This is a genomic window from Aeromonas sp. sif2433 (genome assembly GCF_019218705.1).
In the GTDB taxonomy this organism is placed as follows: domain Bacteria; phylum Pseudomonadota; class Gammaproteobacteria; order Enterobacterales; family Aeromonadaceae; genus Aeromonas; species Aeromonas encheleia.
Map to the genome: position 1 here is coordinate 75,470 of NZ_JAHUXD010000010.1, position 26,987 is coordinate 102,456.

Genomic DNA, 26,987 nt, shown 5'->3' on the forward strand with positions numbered 1-26,987 from the left:
GGTGCTCATTGTGATGGGGCATGTCCACATGCCCTGTTGTAGGAATCTTGCAAGCGAAGGGGTCACCCGCCACATCCGTGCCCCGTGCGGGAGCGGCCTGAGGGCGCTCTTGCCGGGATGCCACGGTGGGGAAAGGGGTATGCGACGCACACCCCCTGGGGATCAGGGGCAGCTGGCCGCCCCCAGATCTTGCCAGACAGCGTGCCGGCCGGGCTCGTTGCCCTTGGTCCAGTACCTGGCTTTCCATTTGCGGCCGTTGTGGGTGCTGAGCTCTCCCCCGCCGTAGGCCACGCCGGCATCCCAGCCGAGCTGTACCTGGCTGAGCAGCGCCCACTGATCGGCGGCGCGGCGTGGTTCGTTGCCCTGGGTCCAGTACTTGGCCTGCCACACCAACTGGTTGTGGCTAACCCTGTCGCCGCCGTTGTAAACCTTGCCGCTCTGCCAGGCGGGCCAGTTGGCCGCGTCTGGATCGGTGCCGTTGCACTCGCCGCCACCGCCGAGCGGCGTCACGGTGAGGCGGGTCTGACCCTGGGCATCCAGGGCGCCATCGGTCACGGTCACAGCCAGGTCATAATCCGTGTTGGCCGTCACGCTCGGGGCCGTGACCACCAGGGTCGCACTGTTCTGACCGGTCGCGGTGAGGCCGGCCGGCACAGTCCACTGGTAGCTGAGCGCATCACCGTTGGGATCTGTGGCGCTGGCGGTAAGGCTCAGCTGCTGGCCCGCCTGCACCGAGGCGGGTGCCAGCGCGGCCAGCACGGGCGGCAGGTTAGGCGGCGGCGCCTGGTGGCTCACCACCATGCGATCCACGGCCGCCAGCCCCTGCTCGTCGGTGACGCGCAGCTCGAACGCCAGCTGGGTATCCTGAGCGACTGTGCCCAGGCTCAGCCTGGCTTGCGCCTGCTCGGCATCCCTCAGCGACGCCTGCGGACCGGCGACCTGCTGCCAGTGGTAGCGCAGGGCACCGTTCTCCGGATCCCTGGAGGCGGCGCCGTCGAGCACCAGCTCGGCCGGGCCCCTGGTGCTCAGATCGCCGCCGGCGTTGGCCAGGGGCGGCAGATTGATCGCAGGTGGCGGCAGCTCGGGTTCGTCATTGCGCTCGCTCACCCCGGCATCGCCGGCCGCTATCCTCGCCTCTATGGTCTGGTGCATGGTGCGCCACTGGCTGGCGAAGAAGACCCCCTCGAAGCGGCCTCCGGTCATGAGGTTGCTCTCCCGATAAGGCTCGTCTCCCGTGTGCCACAACCCCAGGTTGTGGCCCAGCTCGTGGCTCAGGGTGATCGACTGACCATAGACGGCATGGTTGCCAGGGCAGGCGCTCCGGTAGCCCGCGCGCGGCGCACCGCTGTCGGCGCCCATGCCGATGGAGGAGGCCCCTCCCATGCTGCTGCACACCCTGGCGTCATCCTTGTAGGCGCGCAGCACATAGAGGTTGGAGAAGACCCGATCCGCATTCGGGATCCAGCCCTCGTTAAATGGGGCCTCCTTCTCCGAGCGGTCGGCCTCGTTGGACTGGCCATTGCCATTCTTGTCCCACTCGTGCACCAGCACGCCGTTGTCTACCCAGCTGAGGCTGATGTTGTAGGGGGCATAGCGGCGGCTCATGTCCGCCATGATGGTGGCGCCGTCGTCCCACAGGTGGCTCTGGCGCTCGCCGGGGAAGGCGATATAGCTGTAGGAGACGCTGACCTCCTTGGGGGCTGTGATGAACAGCCGCACCTGCTCCACCAGCCGATAGTCTGCCAGGATCTCGAGCCAGGTCTCCCCCGCCGCCAGCCCCTGCAGTTGCAGCCGATCCTGGGTCTCGCCCTGCACCAGCTGCAGGCTCGCCAGCGCGGGGTTGGCGATGCGATAACTCAGGGTCACCGGCTGCGGGCCCGGCACCTTGCCGATCAACAGCGCCTCCGGCTCGCCCCGGCTGCTGAGCAGCTTCTGCTTCATGTCAGAGCCCAAGCCCGGGTCGAAGGCCAGCTTGTTGGCAGGATCGGGCAGCACCTGGGCATAGGGGTTCGCCTCCCGCGTCTGCTGCCCCTCGGCCGTCAACCAGAGCTCGTTCTCCTCGTTGGCACGAAAGCCCTGTTCGCTCGGGCCGGAGACATAGGTCAGGCGGAACTCATAGTCCCGATCGGCCCGCAGCTTGATGGGGGCGGTCGGGGTCAACTGCTTGCCTGAACCGAGCAGGACGCCGCCCTCGTAGGCGAGTTCGCCGCTCTCCTTGTCGGTGAGACGCAGGCTGAACTGACGGTTGTTGCCGCCCCAGAGCCCCTCCTGCACCCTGAACAGGGTGATCTCCAGCGCATCCCCACTCAGGGGATGCCCGGACGAGGCCACCTTGATGTCCCGGCTCAGGCTCTGGCCGGGACCAAGCTTCAATATGCCCGCGGCCATGGGGGTCTCCTGCCAGAGGGTACCCAACTGCTGGGTTTCGCTCGGGATGGCCACGGCGGGATCATAGACGGTGACGGGCAATGAAAACGTGGTGGTGCCTGCCCCCACACCCACATAACCATTCCCATCGGGCAAGCCGTTATCGCGCACCTCGTACTTGGCCAGATAGTTGCCGACCTGCTGGGTGTTCACTGTGCCGAGCTGCTTGATACGGGCGCTGAGATCGCCATCGTTCTCGTCCCAGGCGGTCATGTGGGGGGCGAAGGTCGCCCCGAGCGGCAGTTGCAGGGCGAAGTTATTGACCCAGGCCTGCTGGTTGTAGATCCGTGGTGGCGCCTGATCCATGCGCCACTCCCCGGTGATGGAATTCTGTTGTGCCATAGCGCCGGTTCCCACGGCCAGCATGGCGAGCGCCAGGCTGTTCATTTTTCTTGTTTTTATCATTGCATACATCCTTCAATTTCGACCGCAGCGCACCCTGGTGCCTGCGGCGCAACGCAGCCGATCCGCCGATGGCGAACCGCATCCTCGTTGCGATGGGAAAAAGGGGCGCGCGGCGCGCGCCCCTTTGTGGATCAAGGGCAGCTGGCTGCGCCCTGATCCAGCCAGACATCGTGCTTGCCGGGCTCATTGCCTTTGGTCCAGTACTGGGCCTTCCACTTGTGACCGTTGTGGGTGGTCAGGTCGCCGGCGTTGTAGGCCACGCCGGCATCCCAGCCGAGCTGTACCTGGCTGATCAGCTTCCACTGATCCGCGGTGCGGCTAGGTTCATTGCCCTGGGTCCAGTACTTGGCCTGCCACACCAGCTGGTTGTGGCTCACCTTCTCCCCCCCGTTGTAGGTGGTCGCGGCCTTCCAGGCGGGCCAGTTGACCGCGTCCGGATCGGTGGCATTGCACTCGCCGCCCCCGCTGACCGGGGTCACGGTGAGGCGGGTCTGACCCTGGCTGTCCAGGGCGCCGTCGGTCACAGTGACGATCAGCTCGTAATCCGTGTTGGCCGTCACGCTCGGGGCCGTCACCACCAGGGTCTTGCTGTTCTGGCCACTGGCGCTGAGACCGGCCGGCACAGTCCACTGATAGCTCAGGCTGTCACCGTTGGGATCGGTGGCGCTGGCGCTGATGCTCACCTGCTTGCCCGCCTGCACCGAGACCTTGTCCTGCACCGTTACCACGGGTGGCAGGTTCGGCTGCGGCGCCTTGTTGGTCAGCACCACCTGATCGCTGGCCTTGAGGCCCTGATCGTCGGTGACGGTCAGCTCAAACACCTGGTTGATGTCGGCGCTGACCCCATCGAGCACCACCCGTGCCTTGGCCTGAGTGGCGTCGAGCAGGCTGGTCTGCGGGCCCGAGACCTGTTTCCAGCTGTAGCCAAGCAGCCCGTTCTCCGGATCATGAGAGGCGCTGCCATTGAGCGTCACCTCGGCCGGACCCGTGGCGCTCAGATCGCTGCCGGCATTGGCCACCGGCGGCTTGTTGACCGGTGGCAGGGTGCCGCCGTCCCCGTTGCCGAGCCCCTCGTGCATGGCGTTGAGGATGTCGCCGTTGTCGGCATCGATCTCCCAGGCAAACAGGCCGCCGAGCTGGTTGGCCAGCACATACTGCCCCTTGGCCTTGACCGAGCGGTCGTTGTCGAAGCTGATGAGCTCGCCGGTGCTGGCCTTGAAGACGTAAGGCGCCTCGGCCGTCTCGTCATAGCCCTGCTCCCAGCCGGCGCCCATGCGGTTGTTGACGATGTCGCGGTAATCCACCACGCCATTCTCCCAAGTGCCCTTGATGGGGCCGGTGGCACTGCCGGTGAAGGGATTGCCGGCCTGGTAGCCGTTCACCCCGCTCCAGCCACGGCCATACATGGCCGCCCCGACCACTATCTTGCCCGGGGTGACCCCCTGGCCGAGCAGCGCCCTGACGCCCTTGTCGGTGGTGTACTTGGTGTTGGCATCCCAGCTGGATGCGAACAGGTTGGTCTGGTGGGCCAGGTTCTGCAGGTCGAAGGCGCCGCTGAAGTCGTAACTCATCAGGAAGATGTGGTCCATGTACTGCTGGGCCGCCTGATAATCGACCTTGGCAATCTTGTCGCCACCGGCGCTGATGGCCGAGGTCAACTCGTATTGACGACCGGTGCTGGCCTCCAGCTCATCAAGCATGGCGCGCAGCTCCTTCATCAGCGCCACATAAGTAGCGCCATCGTTCGGGCCACCCAGGCTGGGGTTGGCCCCCTGGCCACCCGGGAACTCCCAGTCGATATCCACCCCGTCGAAGAACTTCCAGGTTTGCAGGTACTCCTTCATGGACGCCACGAAGAGGTCGCGCTTGCTCTTGTCACCGAAGAAGAAGAAGGGGTCGGACAGGGTCCAGCCCCCCACCGAGGGGAGGATCTTGAGATCGGGGTTGGCCTTCTTGAGCGCCATCAGGTTGCCGAAGTTGCCCTTGTAGGGCTCGTCAAAGGCGGAGAGGCTGCCCTGCGGCATCTGGATGGCGGCCCAGGGATCGTGGATAGAGACCTTGAAGTCCTCCCGCCCGGCACAGGAGCGCTGCAGCGCCTCGAAGCTGCCGGAGATCTCCTTGAGGCTGTCGTTGATGCCATTGCCGCCGCAGATGGGGGTGAAGCCGTAGAGGATGTGGGTCAGATTCTGGGCCGGGATCTTGTCCACGGTGAACTTGCGGCCATAGACGCCCCACTCCACGTAGTAGGCACCGACCACCTTGCCGGACTTGTTGGCGTAAGGCTTGTTGTTCTCCTGCAGCGGCGCCTTGAGCGGCACCAGGTGGCTGCCATCGGTGTCGGCCACCAGGATCTCTTTCTTGTCTGAGAGGGTACAACCCTCGGCGTTGCAGAGCGCGATCTGCATCTGATAGCGCCCCCCCTTGGTCACCTTGAAGTTCGCGGTGCCGGCGGCAGAGGCCGCGCCGGACCAGACCTCGTTGCCATCGAGCAGCACCTTGGCGGTCTGGCCCAGCTCGCCGGACCAGAGGTTCCAGCTCACGCTGACCGGGGCGCCATCGGCGTGGACCTTGACCAGCTTGTTGTAGGAGGTGGCGGCTTGATCCACCTCGACGATGGCGAACTTGGTTTCGCCCCAGCCGATGGTGGGTTTGCCGGGGAGCGCGGCAAAGGCGGAGGTGGTGCAGAGCCCCCCGACCAGGAGCGCCAGCAGGGAAGGTTTTGGACTTAACATAGGTGAACATCCTTTTTCGTTTTTGGAATAAACAACGAAAAAAGGCAACGCAACCGGCCAGGTAACGCAGACGACATCGCACCATGGCTTGGCCCATGGACGAAACAACCTGTGGTGGCCCCGCTATCCTAGGTACTCTGACCCTTAGACCGGAGGCTTTGCGTCCCGGACTTTCATCCGGTTTGCCTTTTTTGCACAACTTGATTTGCGATGAAAATAATCGCCGAATGACTATAGATGAGCGCGTGACCCGCGCCACCTAGTAAAAATGACAGTGAATGGGACTCACTATTGCCAGTTGGCCGCGATTATGCAGAGAACCGCCCGTAACACCCCCAATAAGTGGATGAAGTGATTACTCCCGATCCGGCCTGTCGGCGATTAATTCTGTGAGTTGGCTCACTGTCTTGCCCCCGACAATCTGATCAGCGTACAGGTAACAGCAAGCTGTTCATCAGCGCCCGCAGCTTGAGCGGCTTGACCGGTTTGCTGACATAGCCGTAACCGTGCTCGCGGATCTGCGCCTGCAACTCGCTCTTGCGATCCGCGCTGATGATGATGCCGCCGATGCCGTTGCCATGGGCCAGCCGGATCATGTGCAGCGCCTGCAGCCCGGTCTTGCCGTCATCCAGGTGATAATCGGAGAGCACCAGCTGGGGCTGGAAGCCGTCGGTGATGAGCGCCTCCGCCTGCACCAGGCTCTGGGCGCAACGCACCTCGCAGCCCCAGCGCCCCAGCAGGGAGTGCATGGCGGTGAGGATATCGTCCTCGTTGTCGATGCAGAGGATCCTGACCCCCTCCAGCTGGCTGTCGCGCGGGGCGGGCGCCGCCACCAGCGCGGGCATCACAGGCCGGGTCGCGAGGTTGAGGGTGATGGCAAACACCGAGCCCGCCTCCGGCCAGCTGCGCAGGGAGAGTGGGTGACCCAGCACAAGCGAGATGCCGCGGGCGATGGCGAGCCCCAGCCCCAGTCCCTGCTCCCTGGCGGTGCGCGAGTGATCGAGGCGGGAGAACTCGTCGAAGATGGCCTCCTGCTTGTCGACGGGGATGCCGGGGCCGTTGTCCCACACCTCGATGCGCACCTTGTCCCCCAGCCGGCGACAGCCGAGCAGCACCCGGCCGGCCGGGTTGTAGCGAAACGCATTGGTGAGGAAGTTCTGCAGCACCCGCCGCAGCAGGCGCACGTCGCTGTACACGGCCAGCCTGCTCTCCACCACCGAGAACTGGATGTCGCTCGCCTGGGCCAGCACCCCGAACTCCGCCTTGAGGTTGTCGAACACGTCGCTCAGGGCGAAATCGAGCTTCCTGGCCTTGAACTTGCCCGCCTCGAGCCGCGAGATGTCGAGCAGATCGGTGATGAGATCCTCGGTCGCCCCCAGCGCATCGTCGATGTGGCGGGCGATGCGGGCCTGCTCCCCCGCCTGGGGCAGCATCTCCAGCAGCGACGAGGTGAACAGCTTGGCGGCGTTGAGGGGCTGGGTCAGATCGTGGCTCACCGCCGCCAGGAAGCGGCTCTTGGAGTGATTGGCCCGCTCCACCTGCTGGTTCACCGAGAGCAGCTGACGGTTCAGCTCGGACAGCTCGTGGGTGCGCTCGGCCACCCGCGCCTCCAGGTGCTCGTTGGCTTCGCGCAGCACCCGCTCCGCCGCCCGAAACGGGGTGATGTCGGTGAAGGTCATCACGAAGCCGCCGGCCGGCATGGGGTTGCCCTGCATCTCGATCACCCGCCCATCCGGCCGCTCCCGCGCCGAGACATGAGGGCTGCCACGCTGCATGAAGGCGACCCGCCGCGCCACATGGGCCTCGATCTCACCCGCGCCGCACAGCCCCTGCTCGGCGTTGTAGCGGATGATCTCCTCGATGGAGCGCCCCACCTGGATGAGGCCGATCGGGTAGTGGAACAGCTCTATGTAGCGCCGGTTCCAGGCCACCAGCTTGAGCTCCCTGTCCACCACCGAGATGCCCTGTCCCATGTGCTCTATGGCCCCCTGCAGCAGCCCCCGGTTGAAGCGGAACACGTCGGAGGCCTCGTCCACTATGGTGGCGATCTCCTCGAGCTGCATGTTGCGCCCCTGCAGGGCCGAGGCCAGCACCAGCCGGGCGGACGAGGTGCCGAACACCCCCGCCAGCAGCCGCTCGGTGTGGGCGATCAGCTCCGCCGACGCCTGCATCTGGGGCGCCAGGGTGCCGCCGCGCTCGCCGGCGAAGCGACCGAAGGCGCGCTTGACCCGGCTCGAGCCGACGAAGCGGGCCGCCAGCATCTCCAGCTCCTTGACCGAGACCCGCGCCTGATAGAGCGCCGTGGTATCCCGGCTCGGCTTGCCGACGAAGTTCGCCGCCTGCAGCCGCTCGCTCACCGCCGCCCGCGACAGCAGGGAGCCCGCCACGTAGCCGAGCAGGTTGAGCAGCAGGCTCAGGAAGATGCACCAGGCACCCAGGCTCAGATCCCGGAACGCGGGCCAGTCGGGGGGCGCCAGCAGCGCCTCCAGCGGCGAGCCCGCCAGCAGGCCGCTCTCCGCCAGCAGGGTGATGAACCAGAGGCTGACCCCGAGCGCCAGGCCAAGGTAGACCCCCTTGCGATTGCCGTGACGCCAGTAGAGGCCGAGCAACAGCGCCGGGGCGAACTGGGCCACGGCGCCAAACGACAGGTAGCCGATGCGCGACAGGCTGGTGAGATCCCCGAGCCAGAGGTAGAGCGTCCAGGCCGCCAGCAGGATCAGCAGTATGGCGCCCCGGCGTACCTGCAGCAGCAGCCGCACCAGCCGCTCGTCCCGCCCCTGCTGCCAGAAGCGCCGCAGCAGCACAGGCAGCACCAGATCGTTGCTGACCATGATGGCCAGGGCGATTGTGCAGACGATCACCATGCCGGTGGCCGCCGAGGTGCCGCCGAGGAACGCCAGCATCGCCATGCCGTCGTAGCCGAGCGACATCGGCAGGCTGATGACATAGGTATCGGAGGCCATGCCGGCCCCGACCCACTGCTTGCCCGCCAGCGCCAGCGGCCAGATGAAGAGCCCCATCAGGAACAGATAGAGCGGGAACAGCCAGCGCGCCCAGTGCAGATCCTGACCCTGGTTGTTCTCCACCACAGTCACATGGAACTGGCGCGGCAGACAGATGACGGCGCACATGGCGACCAGGGTATAGATGGCGAGCTCCAGCAGGCTCCCCGGTGTGACCGCCACCACGGCATCGAGAAAGTCGTCGGTCACCTGGCTGCGGACCGGGCTCGGCTTAGCGATGATGAGCCAGAGCGCGAAGCCCCCCACCCCCATGAAGGCGAGCAGCTTGACCACCGACTCGAAGGCGATGGCCACCACCATGCCGCGGTGATGCTCGGTGGCATCCAGATTGCGGGTGCCGAACAAGATGCTGAACAGCGCCAGCAACAGGGCGACGCCGAGGGCCAGCCCGGCGCTGCTGCTGGCGGTCGATCCCAGGGTACCGACGGGCACAGAGTTGGCCATCAGCAGATCCAGCCCGGTGACGATCGCCTTGAGCTGCAGCACCAGGTAGGGAAGTATCCCCATGATGGCGATCAGGCTGATCACCATGGCGAGGCGCTGGGACTTGCCATAGCGGGCGGCGATGAAGTCGGCGATGGAGGTGATGTGCTCGCGCTTGGCCACCAGGATGAGGCGGGCCAGCAGGCGCCAGCCAAACAGGAACACCAGCATGGGGCCGAGGTAGATGGGCACCGGCGACCAGGGGGATTCGCTGGCCTGGCCGACGGTGCCGAAGAAGGTCCAGGAGGTGCAGTAGACCGCCAGCGACAGGCTGTAGAGCAGGGGCTGCCCCTTGAGGCGACGGCGCTTGTTCTTGTCCGCCACGAAGGCGATCAGGAACAACAATCCCAGATAGGCGAGCGACAACCCGATCAGCAGCCATCCTTGGTGCATCTACATACTTCCCTTGTCCAGATGTGTTGAAAGCCACGCCAGTCTAGAGAGACGGCGGACTCCTGTCATGCTCCGCGGCGAGCGTCACTCATGCCGGCGTCCCCTCGGCCGGCCCGCGCAGACGCAGGACGAAGACCGGCAGCACCACCAGCACCATGATGAAGAAGATGCCGCCTCCCAGCGGCTCGAACAGCAGGCCGCACAGGGTCATCAGCGCCGCCACCGTCATGCCGAGCCCGAGCGCGGCATAGAGTGCCTGGGCGGGGATCAGCTGTTCGGCGGGCAGCTGGCGCGTCATGAAGCGTACGGCGCCGAGGTGGCTGACGCAGAAGGTGACCGCGTGCAGCAGCTGGCCGAGCACCAGCACCAGCAGCTCGCTGGAGGCACCGAGCAGGCTCCAGCGCACCACGCAGCCGACGGCCCCCACCAGAAACAGGGTCTGGGCCCCGAAGCGGTTGAGGAAGCGCTTGTCCGCGGCAAACATGCCGATCTCCGCCACCACCCCCAGCGCCCACAGATAGCCGATGGTGGTGCCGCTATAGCCCGCCGCCTTCCAGTAGATGGCGCTGAAGCCGTAATAGGCGGCATGGCTGCCCTGCAGCAGGGCGGTGATGAGCAGGAAGCGGCGCATGGGAGTCGATCGCAGCGTGTCCCGCAGCGACGCCTTGGCCCGCTCTCCCTGGCGATCCTGGGGCGCCGGCTGCAGCGGCAACCAGCTCAGCACCAGCATCGCCAGCAGCCCCGCCACCATGGAGTGCAACACCCAGTCGCTGCCGAAGTTGCCCACCAGGGCGCCGACCAGGGTGGAAGCGACGATGAAGGCAAAGGAGCCGCACAGCCGTACCTTGCCATAGTCGAGGTGGGCCTGCACCACCATGCGGGTGGCCAGCGCCTCCCCCACCGGCATCAGGGTCGGGTAGATGAAGTTCGCCACCAGGGTCAGCGGCACCAGCCACCAGAGGCTGTGACTGAGGTAGAAGCCGAGGAAGGCCAGCAGGCTCAGCAGACAGAGCAGTCGGGTGACCGGCAGCAGGTGGCTGGCCCCCTTGATCTGGCCCATCACCAGCAGGTTGCCGGCGAAACGGATCGCCATCCCGGCCCCCAGCAACAGCCCGATCTGCTCGGCGCTCACCCCTATGCCCTCCAGCCAGAGCGACCAGAACGGCAGATAGGCGCCGTAGACGAAGTAGAAGGCGCCGAAGAACAGGGCTAACCAGGAGAAGGCGGGCATAGGGACTCGACCAAGGTGCATGGGGGACAAATGATAACCGATTTTGGCGCGGGGATCCCCTGGGGTCGCGGGCAGTAAAAATCATAAATATCAATAAAGTTGAACCTTTGTCACATACCCCGGTCTACTGAATAACACCTCCTCCTGGTTAGTGTTGCAATCCTTCTACCCGCCCCGTGCGGGTTTCTTTTTTGTGGCGGGCACGGCGCCGTTTTCGTCCATAAAAAAAGGGGCCATCCGGCCCCTTCTTCATCACTGTCACTTTGCGTATCAGAACACGTACTTGACGCGGGCGCTCAGGTTGCGGCCCGGCTCGGTCAGGTTGCTGGTGCTGCTGGTGGCGCTCAGGCCGGTGATGCTCTCGTAGCTGGCGTACTCCTTGTCAAACAGGTTGAAGACCCCGACGTTGAGCTGCAGATCCTCCATCGGCTTGAACTGGGCGAAGATATCCACCACGCCCCAACCGGCACTCTTGATGTTGTCGTTGCCTCTGGCATCCTTGCGCACCTTGTCCATGTCATCGGCGAAGCGCAGGGCGGTGTTGATGTTCCAGTTCGGCTGCTCCAGTCGCACACCCAGGCTGCCGTTGAGCGGGCTCAGGCTGTTGATGTAGTTGCCATCCCCGTCCTTGCCGTCGATATAGGCCAGGTTGCCCCACAGGTTGACCACGTCGTTCAACCAGTAATCGGCCTTGACCTCGGCCCCCTTGGTGGTCGCCTTGTCCAGGTTCTGGTACTGGTAGATGGCGGTGCGCCCTTCCGAGCCGATCTGCACCATCTCGATGAAGTCATCAAACTTGTTGTAGAAGGTCGCCACTTCGTAGCTGAAGCCGCCGGCGCTGCCACGCACCCCCAGATCGATGCCGTCGCTGCTCTCGGGTTTCAGGTTCGGGTTCGGTTCGATGCGATAGCCGTACGCCTGATGGTTCAGGGTCGAGAAGGCGCTGTCATACATGGGCGCCTTGAAGCCGTGGCTGTACTGGGCGAACAGGTTGGCCGCCTCGTGCGCCTTGAACACCAGACCCAGCTTGGGGGAGAACTCTCCCTCGGAGATCTTCTGCAGGTTCTCGCCGGTATAGGCAGGATCCTCGTCCGGGGTCATCCGGTAGTAGTCGTAACGGGCACCCGGGGTCAGCACCCAGCGCTCGCCAAACTTGATCTCGTCGAAGGCCCAGAGCGCGCTGCGCTCGCTGGTGGTGGAGGGGAAGCTCAGCTCGCTGTAGCCGACGAAGTCGCCCGGGGTGGCCGGCGCCTTGAAGCGGGTACGCTCGTTGTCGGTGTGCTCATACTCGACACCCCAGGCCAGGCGCTGGCTGTCGAGCGCCTTGCTGAACTTCACCTGGGCACCCAGGCTCTCCTGCTTGAAGCCGTTGTGATCCAGGGAGGTCTTGGTCACATAGGGGTTGTTCGGCTTGACCGGGTACTTGGAGGAGGCGTACTGATCCAGGGTCTGCTTGGTGCGGGTGTAATAGAGCTTGCTGTCGATGCGATCGGCCCAGGCGGTGTTCAGGGCCAGGCCGTGATCCAGCACCAGGGAGAGGTTGTCGGTGTCCTTGTCGGTGATCGGCTGCTTGAAGATGGAGCCCACCTTGGTCAGGTCGACGGCATCCGGATCCTGCCCTTCGGTGAAGTAGTCGACGGTCAGCTTCAGGAACTGATCGTCGCTGACATTCCACTTGCTCTTGAACAGCACGGCCTGGCTGAGAATGTCGAACTCGTCCTTGTCGCCGTCATAGTTCTGGGTCACACCACCATCACGCCAAGTGTAGCGCAGCAGATTCTCGAACTCGCCGGTGCGCAGGGCGCCGGTGAAGCCGGCCATGTTCTGGTGGCTGCTGGAGGCATAGCCAGTGGTGGCATCCAGATAGCTGTCCCTGCCCTTTAGGAAGTCGCCGGCATCCTTGGTGGTGATGGCGATGACGCCACCCAGCGCATCCGAGCCGTAAGCGGCGGAGGCCGGCCCCTTGGCCACCTCGACCTGCTTGATCATGTCGGTATCGAAATAGGTCTGGCCGACCCCGCCGTTCTTGTAGGCGTCGTTCTGGCGCACCCCATCCTGCACTACCTTGACCCGGTTCTCGCTCATACCACGGATGGTGAAGGTCTGGGCATCCCCCGCCCCGCCCTGCACACTCACACCCGGCTCGTAGCGGAACAGGTCGGCGACGTTGCTGACGACCTGTTCTTCGATCTGTTCGGCGGTGATGACGGCAATGGGACCAGAGACATCCTCCAGCTTCTGCTCCATCCTGGAGCCGCTGACGACCATGACTTCATCGGCTTTCTTGTCTGCGGCGAAGGCCGGGGAAACGAGGCCGGCCGCCACGGCGAGGGCAATTAGTGAGGGGGTGTTGTTGTGCGCCACTGCAAAGTCCTTATTGAGAATTATTATCAACCGTGGGCATATTACTCAGCCAGCGACAAAGATCAATAATAAAGTGAATCATTCTCATTTCACTTTGTCTCAGTTAGGTTTTACACTGGCCCCCTCTTTTTTCCTGCTCGCCATGCTGCCATCGTATGGCACAGCGCCTCGTCCACTGTGAGATTGCCATGACTCGACGACTGCCCCTGCTCGCCCTGCCCCTGTTGCTGGCCGCCTGCGCCACCCCACCGCAGAGCGAGGCGCCCCGGACCCTCTATCACTATCAACTCAGCGAAGGGCAGAGCGAGCAGCCACTCAGCCTGGCGCAGGCGCTGGAGCGGGTGGCAGATGCCGACATAGTGCTGGTGGGCGAACTGCATACCCACCCGGCCGTGCACCTGTTGCAGGCGAATCTGCTGGCGGGTCTGGCCGAGACATCCCGGACCGATGGCCGGGCACTGGTGCTCTCCATGGAGCAGTTCAGCCGCGCCGATCAACCCGTGCTGGATGCCTATCTGGCCGGGCGCATCGGTGAGTCCACGCTGATCCGCGAGGGCCACGCCTGGCCCAACTACCCGAGCGACTATCGCCCGCTGGTGGAGTTCGCCAAGGCGCAGCGCCTGAGCGTCATCGCCGCCAACGCCCCCAAGCCGCTGGTCAGCTGTGTCGGCCAGGAGGGCCCCGAGTGGCTCGACAAGCTGCCGGCCAGCCGCCGCAGCCAGCTCGCCCGCGAGCTCACGCTCAGCGATGATCCCTACCGCCAGAAATTTATGGCCTCGATGCACCATGGGGACGCCGACGGCAACGCCCGCCGCTTCGCCGCCCAGACCAGCTGGGACGACACCATGGCCGAGAGCATGGTCGATTATCTCAAACAGCACCCCGGCCGGCGCATCATGCACATCGCCGGCAACTTCCACGTGGAGAGGGGGCTCGGGATCGCGAGCCGCATCGCCAGCCGCAACCCGGCGCTCAAGGTGGCGCTCATAGTGCCGGAGACAGGATCGCAACCGGATGACAAGGTTCCCGCCGGGCGCAGCGCCGAGATCAGGGTCAAGATCTCTCCCCTGCCGGAACGCTGGCTAAATGCCGATGAAATGAAGCAAGATATGGGGGCGCTGCATCAATCCCGCAGCCGTGACTGCAGCCAATGGCTGCAACCCTAATCTTTCAGGATACGGCGGGTAAAATATGGATGTGTTACTGATCATCGATGTGCAGCAAGGGGTCATGAAAGCGACCCATCACCAGCAACCACAAGTACTGGCCAACATCAACCGGGCCGCGGCCCATGTCAGACAGCATCATGGCCGGGTCATCTACATCCAGCATGACGACCTGCCAGGCGACGAGCTGGAGCCCGGTAGCCCGGGCTGGCAACTTCACCCGGGTCTGCAACCCGCCAAGGGGGATAGCCGGGTACGCAAGACGGCGTGCGACAGCTTCCTCGAGACCGAGTTGGCCTTCCTGTTGGCCGAGCAGGCCGTCGACCGGCTGATCCTCTGTGGCAGCAACACCGATTTTTGCGTCGATACCACGGTACGCAGTGCCGCGGCTCATGGCTTTGAGGTGCTGGTGTTGAACGATGGTCACACCACCGCCGATCGTCCCCACCTGAGCGCGGCCCAGATCATCGAGCACCACAACTGGATGTGGCAGCACCTCAGCCTGCCAGAGGGCAGAAGCGTGACCCTGCTCACCACGGATCAGTTGCTCGAGGCGGCTCAGCCTGCGCTGGCGTGCTAAGCTGCCCGCCTTGAAGTGATCACCTGATTGGAGTCTTGTGTGCGTCTATTGTCTGCCGTTGCCCTTGTGCTGTTGTTACCGGCGATCACGGCCTGCTCCGGATTGCCGGGGGTGGCACCGGATGGCCCTGCGCCCCTGTTTCGCACCCATATCAACGAAGAGGGGAGCAAGCGCTTCACCTTCGAGGCCGCCCCGTTCGAGGAGTTGCCGAGCCGGTTGCAGGACGATGACAGCCGGCTCAGCCGCAACAGCAAGAGCCTGCTGGAGCGCCGCGAGGCCCTGCAGGACGAGCAGCTGACCGAGACCCTGGCCGAGCGCAAATATTGCCACAGTGGCTACATAGTCCTCAGCCAGACCTCCTGGAAGATCCGGGGCGAGTGCAACGAGACCGCCACCCAGGCCGATCGGCTCGGCTTCCCCAATCTGGCCTCCTGGCAAGACTGAGTCAGCACGGTTCAAACCCATAAAAAAACGGGCAGCCCAGGCTGCCCGTTTTGCATCTCGTGAGTCCAGCATCAGACCGGTGCGTCGGTCTCGCTGGTCAACTCGGCGCCGTTGTCGACGCGCTTGTGGCCTTCCACCAGGTGTACGAAGTCCACCAGCTCGTCGCCGGAGACCCGGAACGCCTGGCCGAAGCCCTTGACGAACAGGCCCTGCTCGGGCTTGAGGCGGAACAGCACGAAGTCCTTGAGGTTGGACAACCCCTTGACGATCTCGCCGAAGCGCCCCTCCAGGGCCGCAATCGCCTGGCTCCAGCGCTCGTCATCCCGCGCCACCACCTCGGCCACCGCATCGAAGGTCAGACGCTTGCGGGCGAACAGCTCGCGGGCACCTGTCTCGTCCTCGATCAGCATCAGCGATACCTTGGGCACCTGTTGCAGGTTGCGGGCATGGCGGGCGATCTCGGAGATCAGCACATAGTAACCGTCCTCCTGCAGCACGAAGGGGGCGTAGCTGGCATTGGGGTTGCCTTCGCTGTCCACGGTCGCGAGCTGCAGGGTACGGCAACCGTCACGAAACTCGCGGATCTCCGGTTGCAGACGGTTCTGCAGACGTTCCTGACGTTCACTCATGCTTTGACTTCCTCTTGATACTGGCGGCGCAGGGCCATGAAACGCTCCACCTGAGCCGGCAACAGCTGACGCTGTTCGTCACGTCCCAGATAGACCTTGAAAATGCAGCGACCGCTGTGGCCGAAGAACTGGAAAGAGTGCCCCTCCTTGCCCATGAACAGCTTGCTGACCAGGGCCACCTGGACCACGTTGTCGAGCTTGAGGTGGCCGTGCATCTCGCCATCGCGGCCCATCAGGTTGTAGTAGCCACGGGCCGTCTTGCCCTTGGGGAAAGGCGCCTTCACCTCGAAGATGGAGCCGTCGGACTCGACGATGGTGGTCACCTGACCCCAGCTGGCCAGATCCGCCAGCAGGGCCTCGGCCTGCTCGCCCGGTACCAGGGTCACCAGCTCGGCGGGCAGGTGGCGCACCACCTCCCATTCGCTGACCGCCAGCTGGGCGGCAATGCTGGAGGGATGGGCGCCGGGATCTTGTGCCAGCAGCTCATGAATGCGTTGTGCAATGCTCATCGGTTCTCCCTTGGATGATCTGATTCTTGTGCTCAGTCTCGCGGCGAATACTGTAATAAAGCAGAGCCTCAAGTGCAATTGATAATCGCTTTCATTATCAGTGCATTTTCCATCTAGGCTTGATATTCTCGGCGGCAATTCCACTTCATTTACCCTTCGGAGGTCGCATGGGCCGTCGCCTTGCCCTCGCACTCAGCCTGCTGAGCTGCGCCACCCTTTCCCTGTCCACCATGGCGCAAGAGCGCATCGTCAGCGTCGGCCCGGCCACCACAGAGCTGATCCTGGCGCTCGGCGGCGAGTCCAGCCTGATCGCCACCGATGTCAGCAGCCCCGAGCCCAAGGGACTGCCGAAGGTCGGCTATCACCGCGCCCTGGCCGCCGAAGGGATCCTGAGTCTGGCACCGACCCGTTTGGTCGGCAGCGACGAGATGGGCCCCAACTCTACACTGGATCAGCTGCGCCGCGCCGGCGTCAAGGTCGAGGTCATGGCCACGGCGCCGACGCTGGATAACCTCAACCAGCGGATCGATACCCTGGCCCAGTTGCTGGACAACCCGGCCGCGGGGGCCAAGCTGAAGGCCGAAATCGCCAGCCAGAGCGACCAGCTGGCGGCCCAGGCCAGACAGAACAAGCCGCTCAGGGTCGCCTTCCTGCTGCTGCACAAGGGCCAACCCACCAGCATCGCCGGGGGCAACACCACCGCCAGCGCCCTGGTGACCCTGGCCGGCGGCGTCAACCCGGTGGCCCAGCTGCACGACTACAAGCCCGTCTCCACCGAATCCCTGATCGAGCTGCAGCCGGACCTGGTGCTGGTGAGCGGCCGTGACTGGCAACAATATCAGAACGTCGACAGCGTGCTGGCCCAGGTGCCGGCGCTGGCCGCCACCCCGGCGGGCAAGAACAGGGCCATCCACGCCATCGACGGTCATGCCCTGCAAGGGGGCCTCAGCCTGCGCTCCCTGCAACAGGCCAACCAGATCGCCCAGTGGATCCGGCAGGGTTCATGATGCGTCTGCCACTGCCCTGGCTGCTCGGCCTCACCTGCGGTGCCCTGGCGCTACTACTGGTCGGCTCGCTCGCGACCGGGCCCATGTCCCTGTCGTTAGCCGAGAGCCTGCAGGCCCTGTTCGCCGGCGCAGAGAGCGGGATAGAGGCGCACAAGCTGCTGATAGTGCAAGAGATCCGCCTGCCCCGCACCCTGCTGTGCATCGCGGTGGGGGGCATCCTCGGTCTCTGTGGCGCCGTGATGCAGGGGCTGTTTCGCAACCCCCTCGCCGATCCCGGCATCATAGGGGTCTCCGGTGGTGCGGCGCTGGGCGCCGCCCTGGCCATAGTGCTGCTGGCCCCCCTCGGCCAGCAGCTGCAGAGCCTGCTCGGTCTCGGTCTGCTGCCCCTGCTCGCCTTCCTCGGCGGCGCCCTGACCACCACGCTTGTCTATTTGCTGGGCACCCGCGAGGGAGGCACCTCGGTCACCGTCATGCTGCTGGCGGGGGTCGCCATCACGGCTCTGTCCGGTGCTGTGATCGGGCTGCTCACCTACCTGGCCGACGATCAGATGCTGCGCAACCTCAGCCTGTGGCAGATGGGCTCCCTGGCCGCCGGCAAGCCGGTGGACGTGGCGCTGGCGCTGGCGACCCTGGTCGCGCTGCTGCTGCTGTTCATGCGCGACGCCAACCCCCTCAATGCCCTGCTGCTGGGCGAGGGCGAGGCGCGCCACCTGGGAGTGAACGTGCAATCCCTCAAGCGGCGGCTCATCCTGCTCACCGCCGCCGGGGTCGGCGTGGCGGTGGCGGTGGCGGGCATGATCGGCTTCGTCGGCCTGGTGGTCCCCCACCTGGTGCGACTGCTGGCCGGCCCCAACCACGTCCGGCTGCTGCCGCTCTCGGCCCTGCTCGGTGCCGCCCTGCTGCTGGGGGCGGACATGCTGGCCCGCACCCTGCTGGCCCCGGCCGAGCTGCCGGTCGGCATCATCACCGCCCTGCTCGGCGCCCCCTTCTTCATCTGGCTCTTGGTCAAGAGTCGCCAGACGCTGTAACAGGAGACTGTCATCTTGCCCGGATCATCCCCATCGCCCCTGCTCGACTGTCAGGATGTCAACCTGTGCCGGGGGGGGCGCCCCATCCTGGACAGGCTCAGCCTGTCGCTGCAGTCCGGTACCCTGACCGCCCTGCTCGGCCCGAACGGGGCGGGCAAGAGCTCGCTGCTCAAGTGCCTGACCGGCGAGCTGGAATATGGCGGCGAGATCCACCTGTTTGGCCGCGCCCGGCAGGCCTGGGCTGGCACCGAGCTGGCCCACCGGCTCGGGGTGCTGCCCCAGAGCTCGTCCCTCAGCTTCCCGTTCCTGTGTGAGGAGGTGGTGGCCATGGGGCGACTGCCCCACGCCGAACCCGGCAGCCGTCGTGACGAGATAGTGCAGGCCGCCATGACCCATGCGGGGGTCGAACACCTGGCCGGCCGCCTCTATCCCGGCCTGTCGGGCGGGGAGCGCCAGCGAGTGCAGTTTGCCCGGGTGCTGGCCCAGATCTGGCAAGCGCCGGACGAGCCACAGGCCCCCCGCCTGCTGCTGCTCGACGAGCCCACCTCGGCACTCGATCTCAAGTACCAGCATCAGCTGCTCACCATGGCGCGCGCCCTCGCCGGCCGCAACACCGCGGTGCTGGTGGTGCTGCACGATCTGAACCTGGCGGCCCGCTACGCCGATCGGCTGGTGATGCTGGAGCAAGGCCGGCTGATGGCAGACGGCGCCCCGACCGAGGTGCTCACCCCCGAGCTCATCGCCCGCCTCTATGGCTACCCGGCCCAGGTGCTGCACCACCCTGACACCGGCCTGCCCATGGTGGTGTGACCGCTAATTGCCAGCGAAATGCAGAAACAAACAGAGCGCCTTTGGGCGCTCTGTTTGTTTCTGCTGATGGGGCTGATCTGGCGATCTGGTGACGACCCGACTTGTCATTGCACGTCAGCCTTGATGTCTGCTCAGGCGATCTGGTAGCGGCCCGGCTTGTGATTGAGTGTCAACACCAGGTTACAGATGATGGCCGCGACCACCGAGAGCCCCAGCAGCCAGGGGGAGACCACGAAGAAGGAGCCGATGACTATGGTGCAATCCAGCCCCATTTGCAGCTTGCCTGCCCGGATGCCGCACTTGTCCTGGATGAACAACGCCAGGATGTTGAAGCCACCCAGGCTCGACTTGTGGCGGAACATGATGAGCAGCCCCATGCCGATCAGGGTACCCCCGATCAGCGCCGCGTAGGCGGGGTCAATCTTGCCGATCTGCAGCACGGCGTTGAGGTGATCCGTCATGAAGGAGACCGCCGCCACCGAGGCGAAGGTATTGAGGGTGAAGCGTGGCCCCATCCTGAGCCAGGCCAGGGCATAGAACGGCAGGTTCATGCCGAAGAACAGCAGGCCGAAGCTCAGGCCGGTGACCTGCTGCAGCAGCAGCGCCAGGCCGGCGGTGCCGCCGGTGAGCAGCCCGACCTGGTGAAACAGGAAGATGCCGAGTGAGACGAAGCCTGCCGCGGTCAGCAGGGCGAGCACATCCTCATAGAGCGGATGCACGGAGCGGGGGGTGTTATCCATAACCGGTGTCCAATAGCGAAGTGAAAAGAGTGTCTTCTGGCCCAGTCTGGCGGGCGCGAGCCCAGTGGTCAGGGCTTCGTTATGGCCACAGTGTCCATTTTGAGTGAGCCAGATCACAAGAGCGGGCTCGGACGCCCCAAAATGGTGCGCGTCAGCGCTGCGTTACAACCCTTGCACCAAAATCCCCCACTCCCCTGCCCGAGCCTGACTCCAGCCTGAAAAACCAGACACAAGCCGCTGCCCGGCGCCCTGAATCGTTCTAGAATGGATGCCTTGCAACTGCCTGCATCAAGGAGCAACAGCAGATGAGAGTCGCCGTATTCGGGATAGGTTATGTGGGGCTGGTTCAGGCCGCCGTGCTGGCCGAGATGGGTCACCGGGTGACCTGTGTGGATGTGGATGCGGCCAAGGTCGAGCGCCTCAAAGAGGGCATCATTCCCATCTTCGAGCCGGGCCTCGCCCCCATGGTGCAGGCCAACCATCAGGCCGGCCGCCTGCACTTCACCACGGATGTGGCCGAGGGGGTGGGCTTCGCCGAGCTTATCTTCATTGCGGTCGGCACCCCGCCGGATGAGGACGGCTCGGCCGATCTGCAGCACGTGCTGGCGGTGGCCGGCACCATAGGCCGCCTGATGCAGGGCAGCAAGGTGGTGGTCAACAAGAGCACAGTGCCGGTCGGCACCGCCAGCCGGGTACGCCAGCATATCGCCGGCATACTGCGCGAGCGCGCCGTCGACTTCCCGCTCGAGGTGGTCTCCAACCCGGAATTCCTCAAGGAGGGGGCCGCGGTGGCCGACTGCCTGCGGCCGGATCGCATCATCATAGGTACCGACTCCGCCCATGCCCTCTCCCTGCTGGAGGAGCTCTACGCCCCCTTCAACCGCAATCGGGATCGCATCATCCACATGGACCTGCACAGCGCCGAGCTGACCAAGTACGCCGCCAACGCCATGCTGGCCACCAAGATCTCCTTCATGAACGAGATGGCCAATCTGGCGGAGAAGCTGGGGGCCGACATCGAGTCGGTGCGCAAGGGCATAGGCGCCGATCCGCGCATCGGCTACCACTTCATCTATCCCGGCTGCGGCTACGGCGGCTCCTGCTTCCCCAAGGACGTCAAGGCGCTGATCCACACCGCGGGCGAGATCGGCTGTGATGCGCCCCTGCTGCGCTCGGTGGAGCGGGTCAACGATCGCCAGAAACACAAGCTCATCGAGCGCCTGCAGCAGCACTTCGGCGCCGATCTGACGGGGCGCACCTTCGCCCTCTGGGGACTGGCCTTCAAGCCCAACACCGACGACATGCGGGAGGCGCCGAGCCGGGTGCTGATGGAGGCGATCTGGGCCGCCGGCGGCAAGGTACAGGCGTTCGATCCCCAGGCCATGACCGAGGCCCAGCACCTCTATGGCCTGCGCGACGATCTGACCCTGTGCGGCACCCAGGAGGCGGCGCTCAAGGGGGCGGACGCCCTGCTCATCTGCACCGAGTGGCAGCAGTTCCGCGCCCCGGACTTCGAGCTTGTTCAGCGTACCCTGAAGCAGGCCGTCATCATCGACGGCCGCAACCTCTATGATCCGGCCCGCCTGCACCAGCGCGGCTTCACCTACTATGCCATCGGCCGTGGCGACAGCCTGGAGCAGACACGATGAAGTATCTGGTCACCGGCGCCGCCGGCTTCATCGGTTTCCATGTGGCGCAGCGGCTCTGTCGCGACGGCCATCAGGTGGTCGGCATCGACAACCTCAACGACTACTACGAGGTCAGCCTGAAGGAGGCGCGGCTGGCACTGTTGCTGCCACTGCCCGCTTTTCGCTTCGAGCGGTGCGATCTCGCCGATCGCCCCGTCATGGCGGCGCTGTTTGCCCGCGAGCGGTTCGATCGGGTGATCCACCTGGGGGCCCAGGCCGGGGTGCGCTATTCGCTGGACAATCCGTTCGCCTATGCCGACAGCAATCTGAACGGCACGCTCACCATCCTCGAGGGCTGCCGTCATCACGGGGTGCAGCACCTGGTCTACGCCTCCTCCAGCTCTGTCTACGGTCTCAACGAGCAGATGCCGTTCAAGACCTCGGACGGGGTGGATCACCCCGTCTCCCTCTATGCGGCGAGCAAGAAGGCCAACGAGTTGATGGCCCACTCCTACTCCCACCTCTACGGACTGCCCACCACTGGCCTGCGCTTCTTCACCGTCTACGGCCCCTGGGGACGGCCCGACATGGCGCTGTTCAAGTTCGTGCGCGCCATCCTGAGCGATGAGCCCATCGACATCTACAACCAGGGTGCGCTTAGCCGGGACTTCACCCACATCGACGACATTGTGGAGGGGGTGATCCGGGTCGCGGACAGGCCTCCCCAGGGCGACCCGAGCTGGCAGGGGGCGGCTGACACCAGCCCGGCCCCCTACCGCCTCTTCAACATCGGCAATGGCAGCCCGGTGCGGCTCATCGACTTCGTTGAGGCTATCGAGGCGGCGCTCGGCAAGCGGGCCATCCGCAACCTGCTGCCCATGCAGCCCGGGGATGTGCTGGCGACCTGGGCCGATACCGAGGCGCTGTTCGATGCCACCGGCTACAGGCCCCGCGTGGCACTGCCTGAGGGGGTCGCCAGCTTCGTCGACTGGTACAAGGCCTACTATGGGGTCTGACCGCGAATCAACGGGCTGAAAATGAAGAGGGGCTGCCACTGGCAGCCCCTCTTGCTAGGTCCCGGCCTCAGGGATAGCTGAACGGTTCCAGCTTGGGGGTCAACCCCTGGCATGCCGGCTTGATGGCGTCCGCGCCCGCCAGCAGCCAATCGGTGCGATGGCGATTGCCGAGGTTTTCCATCTTGTTGGGCTCGAAGCACAGCACCATCAGATCGGCGGCCCCCAATATCCAGCGTCCGGGAGCGGCCGCCACCCAGGCCGCCGCCTCGCGGGCCTGCTCCCCGTCCGGCATCTGGTAGGAGTAGTGGCGCAGCGGCTGTTGGCTGAACAGCAGGTGCTGCTCCTTGAAGCCAGCCAGCAGCAGCTCGTCGCCCGCCGGCACCTTCTGGGCCGCCAGTGCCATCACCCCTTGCGGCGTGCGCATGTCGTTGAGCCGCACGCAGATCCAGGTGGAGTAGATCAGCCAACCCACCGCCAGCGAGCAGAAGATGGCGCTGAGCGGCGCCCGCCGCAGCAGGGCGTTGATCAGCAGCAGGGCCACCCCCAGCGCCAGCAGGGGGATCCAGGGGGCGGGCCCCAGTTCGCCCAGCTTGCTCGCCAGCTTGTCACTGAAGGCCAGTGCCAGCGCGCCCCCCAACCCTACTATCCCCAGCAACCAGCCGAGCCCGCCCAACAGGCGACCCGGCCAGACCCGCGTCAGCAGAGTGCCGATGAAGGGGGCGGTCAGCAGCGCCAGCGCCGGGGTGCCCGGCGTGACATAGACGCCGCGCTTGCCCGGCGACAGGGAGAAGAACAGCACCACCAGCACCAGGTAGCCGAGCAGCAGTATGATGCGCCTGTCCTGCCCCTGCACCGCCTTGCGCCACTCCAGCACCAGCCAGGGCAGCAGCAGGGAGAGCGGCAACCAGAACGGCGGGATCACCGAGGTGAGGTAGTACCAGAAGGGTTTGACGTGATGCCAGGCGTTCGCGTAGCGGGTCACCGTCTGGCGCAGCAGTATGTTGTCCCTATAGGCCTGCAGTATGGGATCCCCGCTCTGGGCCACGGCGAGCAGCATGGGTACCAGCCACAGGCCGATGGCCAGCAGCATGAACAGCGGCCCCGCTAGTGCCTTCAGCCAGTCGGCACGGGAGGCGGCGCGGATCTTCTCCCTGTGGGTCCAGATTGCCGGGAGCAGGATCAGCAGGGCCACCAGCCCCACCCCCTTGGTGATGATGCCGAGCCCGGCGGCAAACCAGCCGAGCCAGTACCAGCGCCAGCCGCCGTCACAGAGCAGGAAGCGGACGAAGCCGTAGACTCCGAGGGTGATGAAGAAGGTCACCAGCGCATCGATCTGGGCCGTCTTGGCCTGCAGGGTGAACTGGACGGTGAACAGCAGCAGCAGCCCGGCCATGAAGCCCGTCGCCGGGTTCCACAGGCGGCGGCCCATGTCCCACACCAGCAGTATGGTCAGCAGACCCGCCAGCAGGGAGGGCAGCAGAAACGCCACCTTGATGGAACCGGTCAGCAGATAGCCGATGGCGATGCCCCACATAAACATGGGGGGCTTGTCCGGATAGATCTCGCCGCCACGCATGGGGAAGAGCCATTGGCCGCTCTCCACCATCTCCTTGGCGATCAGGGCGAAGCGCGGCTCGTCGGCGGGCCAGGGGTCCCGCAGGCCGAGGCCGGCCCCCAGCACGATCAGGGCGATCAGCAGCAGCCAGCCGAGGGAGCTCTGATTGAGCAGTGAGCGGTCATTTACCATGGCGGATCTCATTGTCATTGACGAGCTTGTCCCGCTTCCAGCCCCGGTGCTGGATATCCAGATAGAGGCTGTAGAGGGCGGTGAAGGTGGGGAAGAGATTCTGCAACACGCCGACGGAGTCCTGCTTGGGCGAGAAGACGAAGTAGCTCAGGGTCATCAGACTGCCGAGCACGCTCATGTACCAGAACATCCGGGGGATGACGGGTCGGCCGGCACGTTTGGAGGCGACGAACTGCACCAGCCAGCGGCCGCCAAACATCAGTGCCCCCGTGTAGCCGATGATCTTCCAGCCGGTGACATGCAGACCGGTCCAGTCAAGCCAGTCCAATTGCATCGAGAGCAGGGCATCGATCATATGAGGCACTCCCGCCAGGGATCTTCAATGCGGTTCAAGCCGGCCAGATGCAGTCCGGTGCCATTCACCAGCCAGTCCAACGGCATCGAAAGCAGGGTATCGCTCATATGAGGCACTCCCGCCAGGGATCTTCAATGGGATGCAAACCGGCCAGATGCGGTCTGGACCCATTGCACCAGTCCAACGACATGAAGAACAAGGTAGCCATCACTCGAGGATCTCCCTTACCTCGACCACCTTGGAACGGCGTTGCAGCCACCAAACGCCGACCACGTCCACCAGCCCGACCCAGAGCCGGTTCCAGACCCCATACTTGGAGACGCCCGCCTGGCGCGGCCTGTGGTTGACCGGCCAGGGTGACATGCGGCCCCCCTGAGCCTGGATCAGGGCCGGAATGTAGCGGTGCATGTGGTTGAAGCCGGGCAGACGCAGATACCAGTCGAGTCGCACCACCTTGAGACCGCAGCCGGTATCCGGGATGCCGTCACGCAGCAGCAGATCGCGAAAACCGTTGGCCAGCCTGGAGGAGAGCCGCTTGACCCAATCATCACGGCGATTGACCCTGTGGCCAATGAGCCCCACCTGGTTCTTGTCTGTCGCGAAACGGCGCTTGGCCTCCTCCAGCATGGCGGGAATGTCGGCCGGATCGTTCTGCCCGTCCCCGTCGAGCACCACCAGCCAGTCACCGCGACCATGGCGCACGCCACTGAGCACCGCCATGCTCTGGCCGACGGCCTTGCCATGGCGAACTACCCGCAACCGGGGGAAGCGCGCCTTCAGCTCGCACAGGACGGCATAGCTGTCGTCTTCGCTGCCATCATCCACGTAGATCAGTTCGTAGTCGTATTTCCCTGCCAGGGCGGCATCAATCTCACCGATGAGGGGAGCCAGATTGTCCCGCTCATCCTTGGCGGGCACCACTACAGATACATCGATTGAATCAACCATATGAGCTTCCCGACTATGACAAAGGATGCAACCCATGCTGTTGCCTGCACCGTGCAAATTGTCTCAACAGCTTAGTTAACATCATGTAAATACAAGGTGTTAGAGGGCAATGATGGCAGTTTATTACCCCGGAACTGATAAATCCATCAACTCTAATAAAGCAACATGATTTCCACCATCGGGCCAGCCTAGCTGCCCGTCATGGCACAACCCGATCAGATATTTTCCTCTTAGCTAAAAGTTCCATACCGTTTTCATCTCTGATGACTGAGCACATAACCACATGTTCCATCCCCTGGCTGGCGGTCACCCCATATCGGACCTATATCTTCCGGATGCCAATACGAGGTATCCATCATGCAGAGACTCTGCACTTGGGGTTGGGGACTCCTGATGCTGCTGACCACGACAGCACCCCATGCCGAGTCGTTTCGCCAGGCCCCCAAGGCGATGGGCGCCTTGCGCCAGGGCGCCGCCATGGAGCGCAGCAACCCGCGACAGGCCATCGCCTATTACTGCACCGCCGCCAGCCTCGGCAACCCGGAAGCCTACTTTCGCATCGGCCGCCTGCTGGCCCGCGGACCACAGGACATCCGCAACACCCGCCACGCCAATGCCTACCTCGCCATGGCCATGCGCCTCGGCAACCAGCAGGCCGCCCGCTATTACAACGAGCGGGTGGGTAATGCGCCGCTCGGCACCTGCGGCGTCGGTGGCGGCGGGGGGGCCCCCTGGATACGCCCCTCGACCCCCTTCGATCAGGATAGCTACCTGGCCAGGCAGTCCATCACCAAACAGCGGCTGGCGGTTCTCATCCGTCAGGCGGCTCAGCGCCACAAGGTCAATCCCCAGCTGGCACTGGCCATCGCCATCGCCGAATCGAATCTGAACAGCCTCGCCGTCTCACCCAAACGGGCGCAGGGCGTCATGCAACTCATCCCCGAGACCCAGCAACGCTTCGGCGTGACCCGGCCGTTCGATGCGGAACAAAACATCCGGGGCGCCATGATCTATCTGAAATGGCTGGAGAAACAGTTCGGCCCTGACTGGGTCAGGATCAGCGCCGCCTACAACGCCGGTGAACAGGCCGTGGTCCGCTACGGTGGCGTCCCCCCTTATCAGGAGACCCAGGAGTATGTGCAGCGGGTGCTCTATTACTCCGGACACAAGCAACCCAAGGAGGCTCGGCCGCCACGCTGATAACGCTCGTCGGAGCGGGGCCGGCCCCATCCGGAGAGGGACTCCACAGTCCAGACCGAATCCTATCGACTCAGGCTTAAGGAAAAATTAAGCCGGTGCTCCAGACCCCTTTCCCAGCGAGC

20 protein-coding genes and 1 riboswitch are annotated in these 26,987 nt (G+C 64.7%); of the genes, 9 read left to right on the forward strand and 11 right to left on the reverse strand.

Going from position 1 to position 26,987, the window contains the following annotated elements; translation table 11 throughout:
• Positions 1–162 precede the first annotated feature (162 nt).
• The 5 genes from KW825_RS15750 to KW825_RS15770 all read right to left on the reverse strand — a co-directional run bounded on the left by KW825_RS15750 (position 163) and on the right by KW825_RS15770 (position 13,058).
• Positions 163–2,832 (reverse strand): carbohydrate-binding protein, encoded by a 2,670-nt coding sequence (locus KW825_RS15750; protein WP_218329734.1) that lies wholly within the window; start codon positions 2,830–2,832, stop codon positions 163–165.
• A 131-nt stretch (positions 2,833–2,963) separates the two neighbouring features.
• Positions 2,964–5,564: a glycosyl hydrolase family 18 protein gene (locus KW825_RS15755; protein WP_218329735.1), complete on the reverse strand. Its 2,601-nt coding sequence runs from the start codon at positions 5,562–5,564 to the stop codon at positions 2,964–2,966.
• A gap of 110 nt (positions 5,565–5,674) precedes the next feature.
• Positions 5,675–5,761: riboswitch (cyclic di-GMP riboswitch) on the reverse strand.
• A gap of 228 nt (positions 5,762–5,989) precedes the next feature.
• The gene (locus KW825_RS15760) at positions 5,990–9,463 is read right to left on the reverse strand and encodes a PAS domain-containing hybrid sensor histidine kinase/response regulator (protein WP_218329736.1); all 3,474 of its coding nucleotides are present in this window, start codon (positions 9,461–9,463) and stop codon (positions 5,990–5,992) included.
• An 88-nt stretch (positions 9,464–9,551) separates the two neighbouring features.
• Positions 9,552–10,694 (reverse strand): 3-phenylpropionate MFS transporter, encoded by a 1,143-nt coding sequence (locus tag KW825_RS15765; RefSeq protein ID WP_218329737.1) that lies wholly within the window; start codon positions 10,692–10,694, stop codon positions 9,552–9,554.
• A 270-nt stretch (positions 10,695–10,964) separates the two neighbouring features.
• The gene (locus tag KW825_RS15770; protein WP_218329738.1) at positions 10,965–13,058 is read right to left on the reverse strand and encodes a TonB-dependent hemoglobin/transferrin/lactoferrin family receptor; all 2,094 of its coding nucleotides are present in this window, start codon (positions 13,056–13,058) and stop codon (positions 10,965–10,967) included.
• Between the two features lie 188 nt (positions 13,059–13,246).
• On the opposite strand from KW825_RS15770, the gene KW825_RS15775 reads away from it, so the two are divergent.
• From KW825_RS15775 to KW825_RS15785, 3 genes are read left to right on the forward strand one after another with little or no spacing between them, the layout of a single operon-like run.
• Positions 13,247–14,224 carry a ChaN family lipoprotein gene (locus KW825_RS15775; RefSeq protein WP_218329739.1) on the forward strand — a complete coding sequence of 326 codons (978 nt, stop codon included), beginning with the start codon at positions 13,247–13,249 and terminating at the stop codon, positions 14,222–14,224.
• Positions 14,225–14,249: 25 nt separating this feature from the next.
• Positions 14,250–14,804, forward strand: a complete 555-nt coding sequence (locus KW825_RS15780) for a cysteine hydrolase family protein (RefSeq protein ID WP_163137114.1) — start codon at positions 14,250–14,252, stop codon at positions 14,802–14,804.
• A 39-nt stretch (positions 14,805–14,843) separates the two neighbouring features.
• On the forward strand, positions 14,844–15,248 hold the full coding sequence (locus KW825_RS15785; RefSeq protein ID WP_042654215.1) for a hypothetical protein: 405 nt from the start codon (positions 14,844–14,846) through the stop codon (positions 15,246–15,248).
• A 71-nt stretch (positions 15,249–15,319) separates the two neighbouring features.
• Here KW825_RS15785 and hutZ read toward each other — a convergent pair whose 3' ends face one another.
• Both hutZ and hutX read right to left on the reverse strand, forming a co-directional pair.
• Positions 15,320–15,877 (reverse strand): heme utilization protein HutZ, encoded by a 558-nt coding sequence (gene hutZ, locus KW825_RS15790; protein WP_042654216.1) that lies wholly within the window; start codon positions 15,875–15,877, stop codon positions 15,320–15,322.
• A complete protein-coding gene (hutX, locus tag KW825_RS15795; RefSeq protein ID WP_218291762.1) occupies positions 15,874–16,386 on the reverse strand; it encodes a heme utilization cystosolic carrier protein HutX in 513 nt (170 codons plus the stop codon). The genes hutZ and hutX overlap by 4 nt, the downstream gene beginning before the upstream one ends.
• Positions 16,387–16,553: 167 nt before the next feature.
• Between hutX and KW825_RS15800 the strand changes: the two genes are divergently transcribed.
• Genes KW825_RS15800 through KW825_RS15810 form a run of 3 tightly spaced genes read left to right on the forward strand, consistent with a single transcriptional unit; the run spans position 16,554 to position 19,231 of the window.
• Positions 16,554–17,393 carry a hemin ABC transporter substrate-binding protein gene (locus KW825_RS15800; RefSeq protein ID WP_218329740.1) on the forward strand — a complete coding sequence of 280 codons (840 nt, stop codon included), beginning with the start codon at positions 16,554–16,556 and terminating at the stop codon, positions 17,391–17,393.
• Positions 17,390–18,421: an iron ABC transporter permease gene (locus KW825_RS15805; protein WP_218329741.1), complete on the forward strand. Its 1,032-nt coding sequence runs from the start codon at positions 17,390–17,392 to the stop codon at positions 18,419–18,421. The genes KW825_RS15800 and KW825_RS15805 overlap by 4 nt, the downstream gene beginning before the upstream one ends.
• A gap of 15 nt (positions 18,422–18,436) precedes the next feature.
• Positions 18,437–19,231: a heme ABC transporter ATP-binding protein gene (locus KW825_RS15810; RefSeq protein ID WP_218329742.1), complete on the forward strand. Its 795-nt coding sequence runs from the start codon at positions 18,437–18,439 to the stop codon at positions 19,229–19,231.
• 131 nt (positions 19,232–19,362) lie between these two features.
• On the opposite strand, the gene KW825_RS15815 is transcribed toward KW825_RS15810, so the two are convergent.
• Entirely contained in the window at positions 19,363–19,971 is a 609-nt protein-coding gene (locus tag KW825_RS15815; protein ID WP_218329743.1) for a YitT family protein, read from the reverse strand.
• 305 nt (positions 19,972–20,276) lie between these two features.
• On the opposite strand from KW825_RS15815, the gene KW825_RS15820 reads away from it, so the two are divergent.
• Complete coding sequence (locus tag KW825_RS15820; RefSeq protein ID WP_218329744.1) at positions 20,277–21,620, forward strand: UDP-glucose/GDP-mannose dehydrogenase family protein; 1,344 nt, start codon at positions 20,277–20,279, stop codon at positions 21,618–21,620.
• The gene (locus tag KW825_RS15825; protein WP_218329745.1) at positions 21,617–22,615 is read left to right on the forward strand and encodes an NAD-dependent epimerase; all 999 of its coding nucleotides are present in this window, start codon (positions 21,617–21,619) and stop codon (positions 22,613–22,615) included. The genes KW825_RS15820 and KW825_RS15825 overlap by 4 nt, the downstream gene beginning before the upstream one ends.
• A gap of 67 nt (positions 22,616–22,682) precedes the next feature.
• Here the strand turns inward: KW825_RS15825 and KW825_RS15830 are convergent, their stop codons facing one another.
• The 3 genes from KW825_RS15830 to KW825_RS15840 all read right to left on the reverse strand — a co-directional run bounded on the left by KW825_RS15830 (position 22,683) and on the right by KW825_RS15840 (position 25,665).
• Entirely contained in the window at positions 22,683–24,362 is a 1,680-nt protein-coding gene (locus KW825_RS15830; protein WP_256353879.1) for a glycosyltransferase family 39 protein, read from the reverse strand.
• Positions 24,352–24,717 carry a lipid-A-disaccharide synthase N-terminal domain-containing protein gene (locus KW825_RS15835; protein ID WP_218329746.1) on the reverse strand — a complete coding sequence of 122 codons (366 nt, stop codon included), beginning with the start codon at positions 24,715–24,717 and terminating at the stop codon, positions 24,352–24,354. The genes KW825_RS15830 and KW825_RS15835 overlap by 11 nt, the downstream gene beginning before the upstream one ends.
• Before the next feature lie 207 nt (positions 24,718–24,924).
• Entirely contained in the window at positions 24,925–25,665 is a 741-nt protein-coding gene (locus tag KW825_RS15840; protein ID WP_218329747.1) for a glycosyltransferase, read from the reverse strand.
• A 393-nt stretch (positions 25,666–26,058) separates the two neighbouring features.
• On the opposite strand from KW825_RS15840, the gene KW825_RS15845 reads away from it, so the two are divergent.
• On the forward strand, positions 26,059–26,865 hold the full coding sequence (locus tag KW825_RS15845; protein WP_218329793.1) for a lytic transglycosylase domain-containing protein: 807 nt from the start codon (positions 26,059–26,061) through the stop codon (positions 26,863–26,865).
• Positions 26,866–26,987: the final 122 nt, after the last annotated feature.

What these genes read in the sequence shown, in the direction of transcription:
- KW825_RS15750 (WP_218329734.1), bottom strand. Translation starts at nt 2,832, where the DNA reads ATGATAAAAACAAGAAAAATGAACAGCCTGGCGCTCGCCATGCTGGCC.
- KW825_RS15755 (WP_218329735.1), bottom strand. Translation starts at nt 5,564, where the DNA reads ATGTTAAGTCCAAAACCTTCCCTGCTGGCGCTCCTGGTCGGGGGGCTC.
- KW825_RS15760 (WP_218329736.1), bottom strand. Translation starts at nt 9,463, where the DNA reads ATGCACCAAGGATGGCTGCTGATCGGGTTGTCGCTCGCCTATCTGGGA.
- KW825_RS15765 (WP_218329737.1), bottom strand. Translation starts at nt 10,694, where the DNA reads ATGCCCGCCTTCTCCTGGTTAGCCCTGTTCTTCGGCGCCTTCTACTTC.
- KW825_RS15775 (WP_218329739.1), top strand. Translation starts at nt 13,247, where the DNA reads ATGACTCGACGACTGCCCCTGCTCGCCCTGCCCCTGTTGCTGGCCGCC.
- KW825_RS15780 (WP_163137114.1), top strand. Translation starts at nt 14,250, where the DNA reads ATGGATGTGTTACTGATCATCGATGTGCAGCAAGGGGTCATGAAAGCG.
- hutZ (WP_042654216.1), bottom strand. Translation starts at nt 15,877, where the DNA reads ATGAGTGAACGTCAGGAACGTCTGCAGAACCGTCTGCAACCGGAGATC.
- hutX (WP_218291762.1), bottom strand. Translation starts at nt 16,386, where the DNA reads ATGAGCATTGCACAACGCATTCATGAGCTGCTGGCACAAGATCCCGGC.
- KW825_RS15800 (WP_218329740.1), top strand. Translation starts at nt 16,554, where the DNA reads ATGGGCCGTCGCCTTGCCCTCGCACTCAGCCTGCTGAGCTGCGCCACC.
- KW825_RS15805 (WP_218329741.1), top strand. Translation starts at nt 17,390, where the DNA reads ATGATGCGTCTGCCACTGCCCTGGCTGCTCGGCCTCACCTGCGGTGCC.
- KW825_RS15815 (WP_218329743.1), bottom strand. Translation starts at nt 19,971, where the DNA reads ATGGATAACACCCCCCGCTCCGTGCATCCGCTCTATGAGGATGTGCTC.
- KW825_RS15820 (WP_218329744.1), top strand. Translation starts at nt 20,277, where the DNA reads ATGAGAGTCGCCGTATTCGGGATAGGTTATGTGGGGCTGGTTCAGGCC.
- KW825_RS15825 (WP_218329745.1), top strand. Translation starts at nt 21,617, where the DNA reads ATGAAGTATCTGGTCACCGGCGCCGCCGGCTTCATCGGTTTCCATGTG.
- KW825_RS15830 (WP_256353879.1), bottom strand. Translation starts at nt 24,362, where the DNA reads ATGGTAAATGACCGCTCACTGCTCAATCAGAGCTCCCTCGGCTGGCTG.
- KW825_RS15835 (WP_218329746.1), bottom strand. Translation starts at nt 24,717, where the DNA reads ATGATCGATGCCCTGCTCTCGATGCAATTGGACTGGCTTGACTGGACC.
- KW825_RS15840 (WP_218329747.1), bottom strand. Translation starts at nt 25,665, where the DNA reads ATGGTTGATTCAATCGATGTATCTGTAGTGGTGCCCGCCAAGGATGAG.
- KW825_RS15845 (WP_218329793.1), top strand. Translation starts at nt 26,059, where the DNA reads ATGCTGCTGACCACGACAGCACCCCATGCCGAGTCGTTTCGCCAGGCC.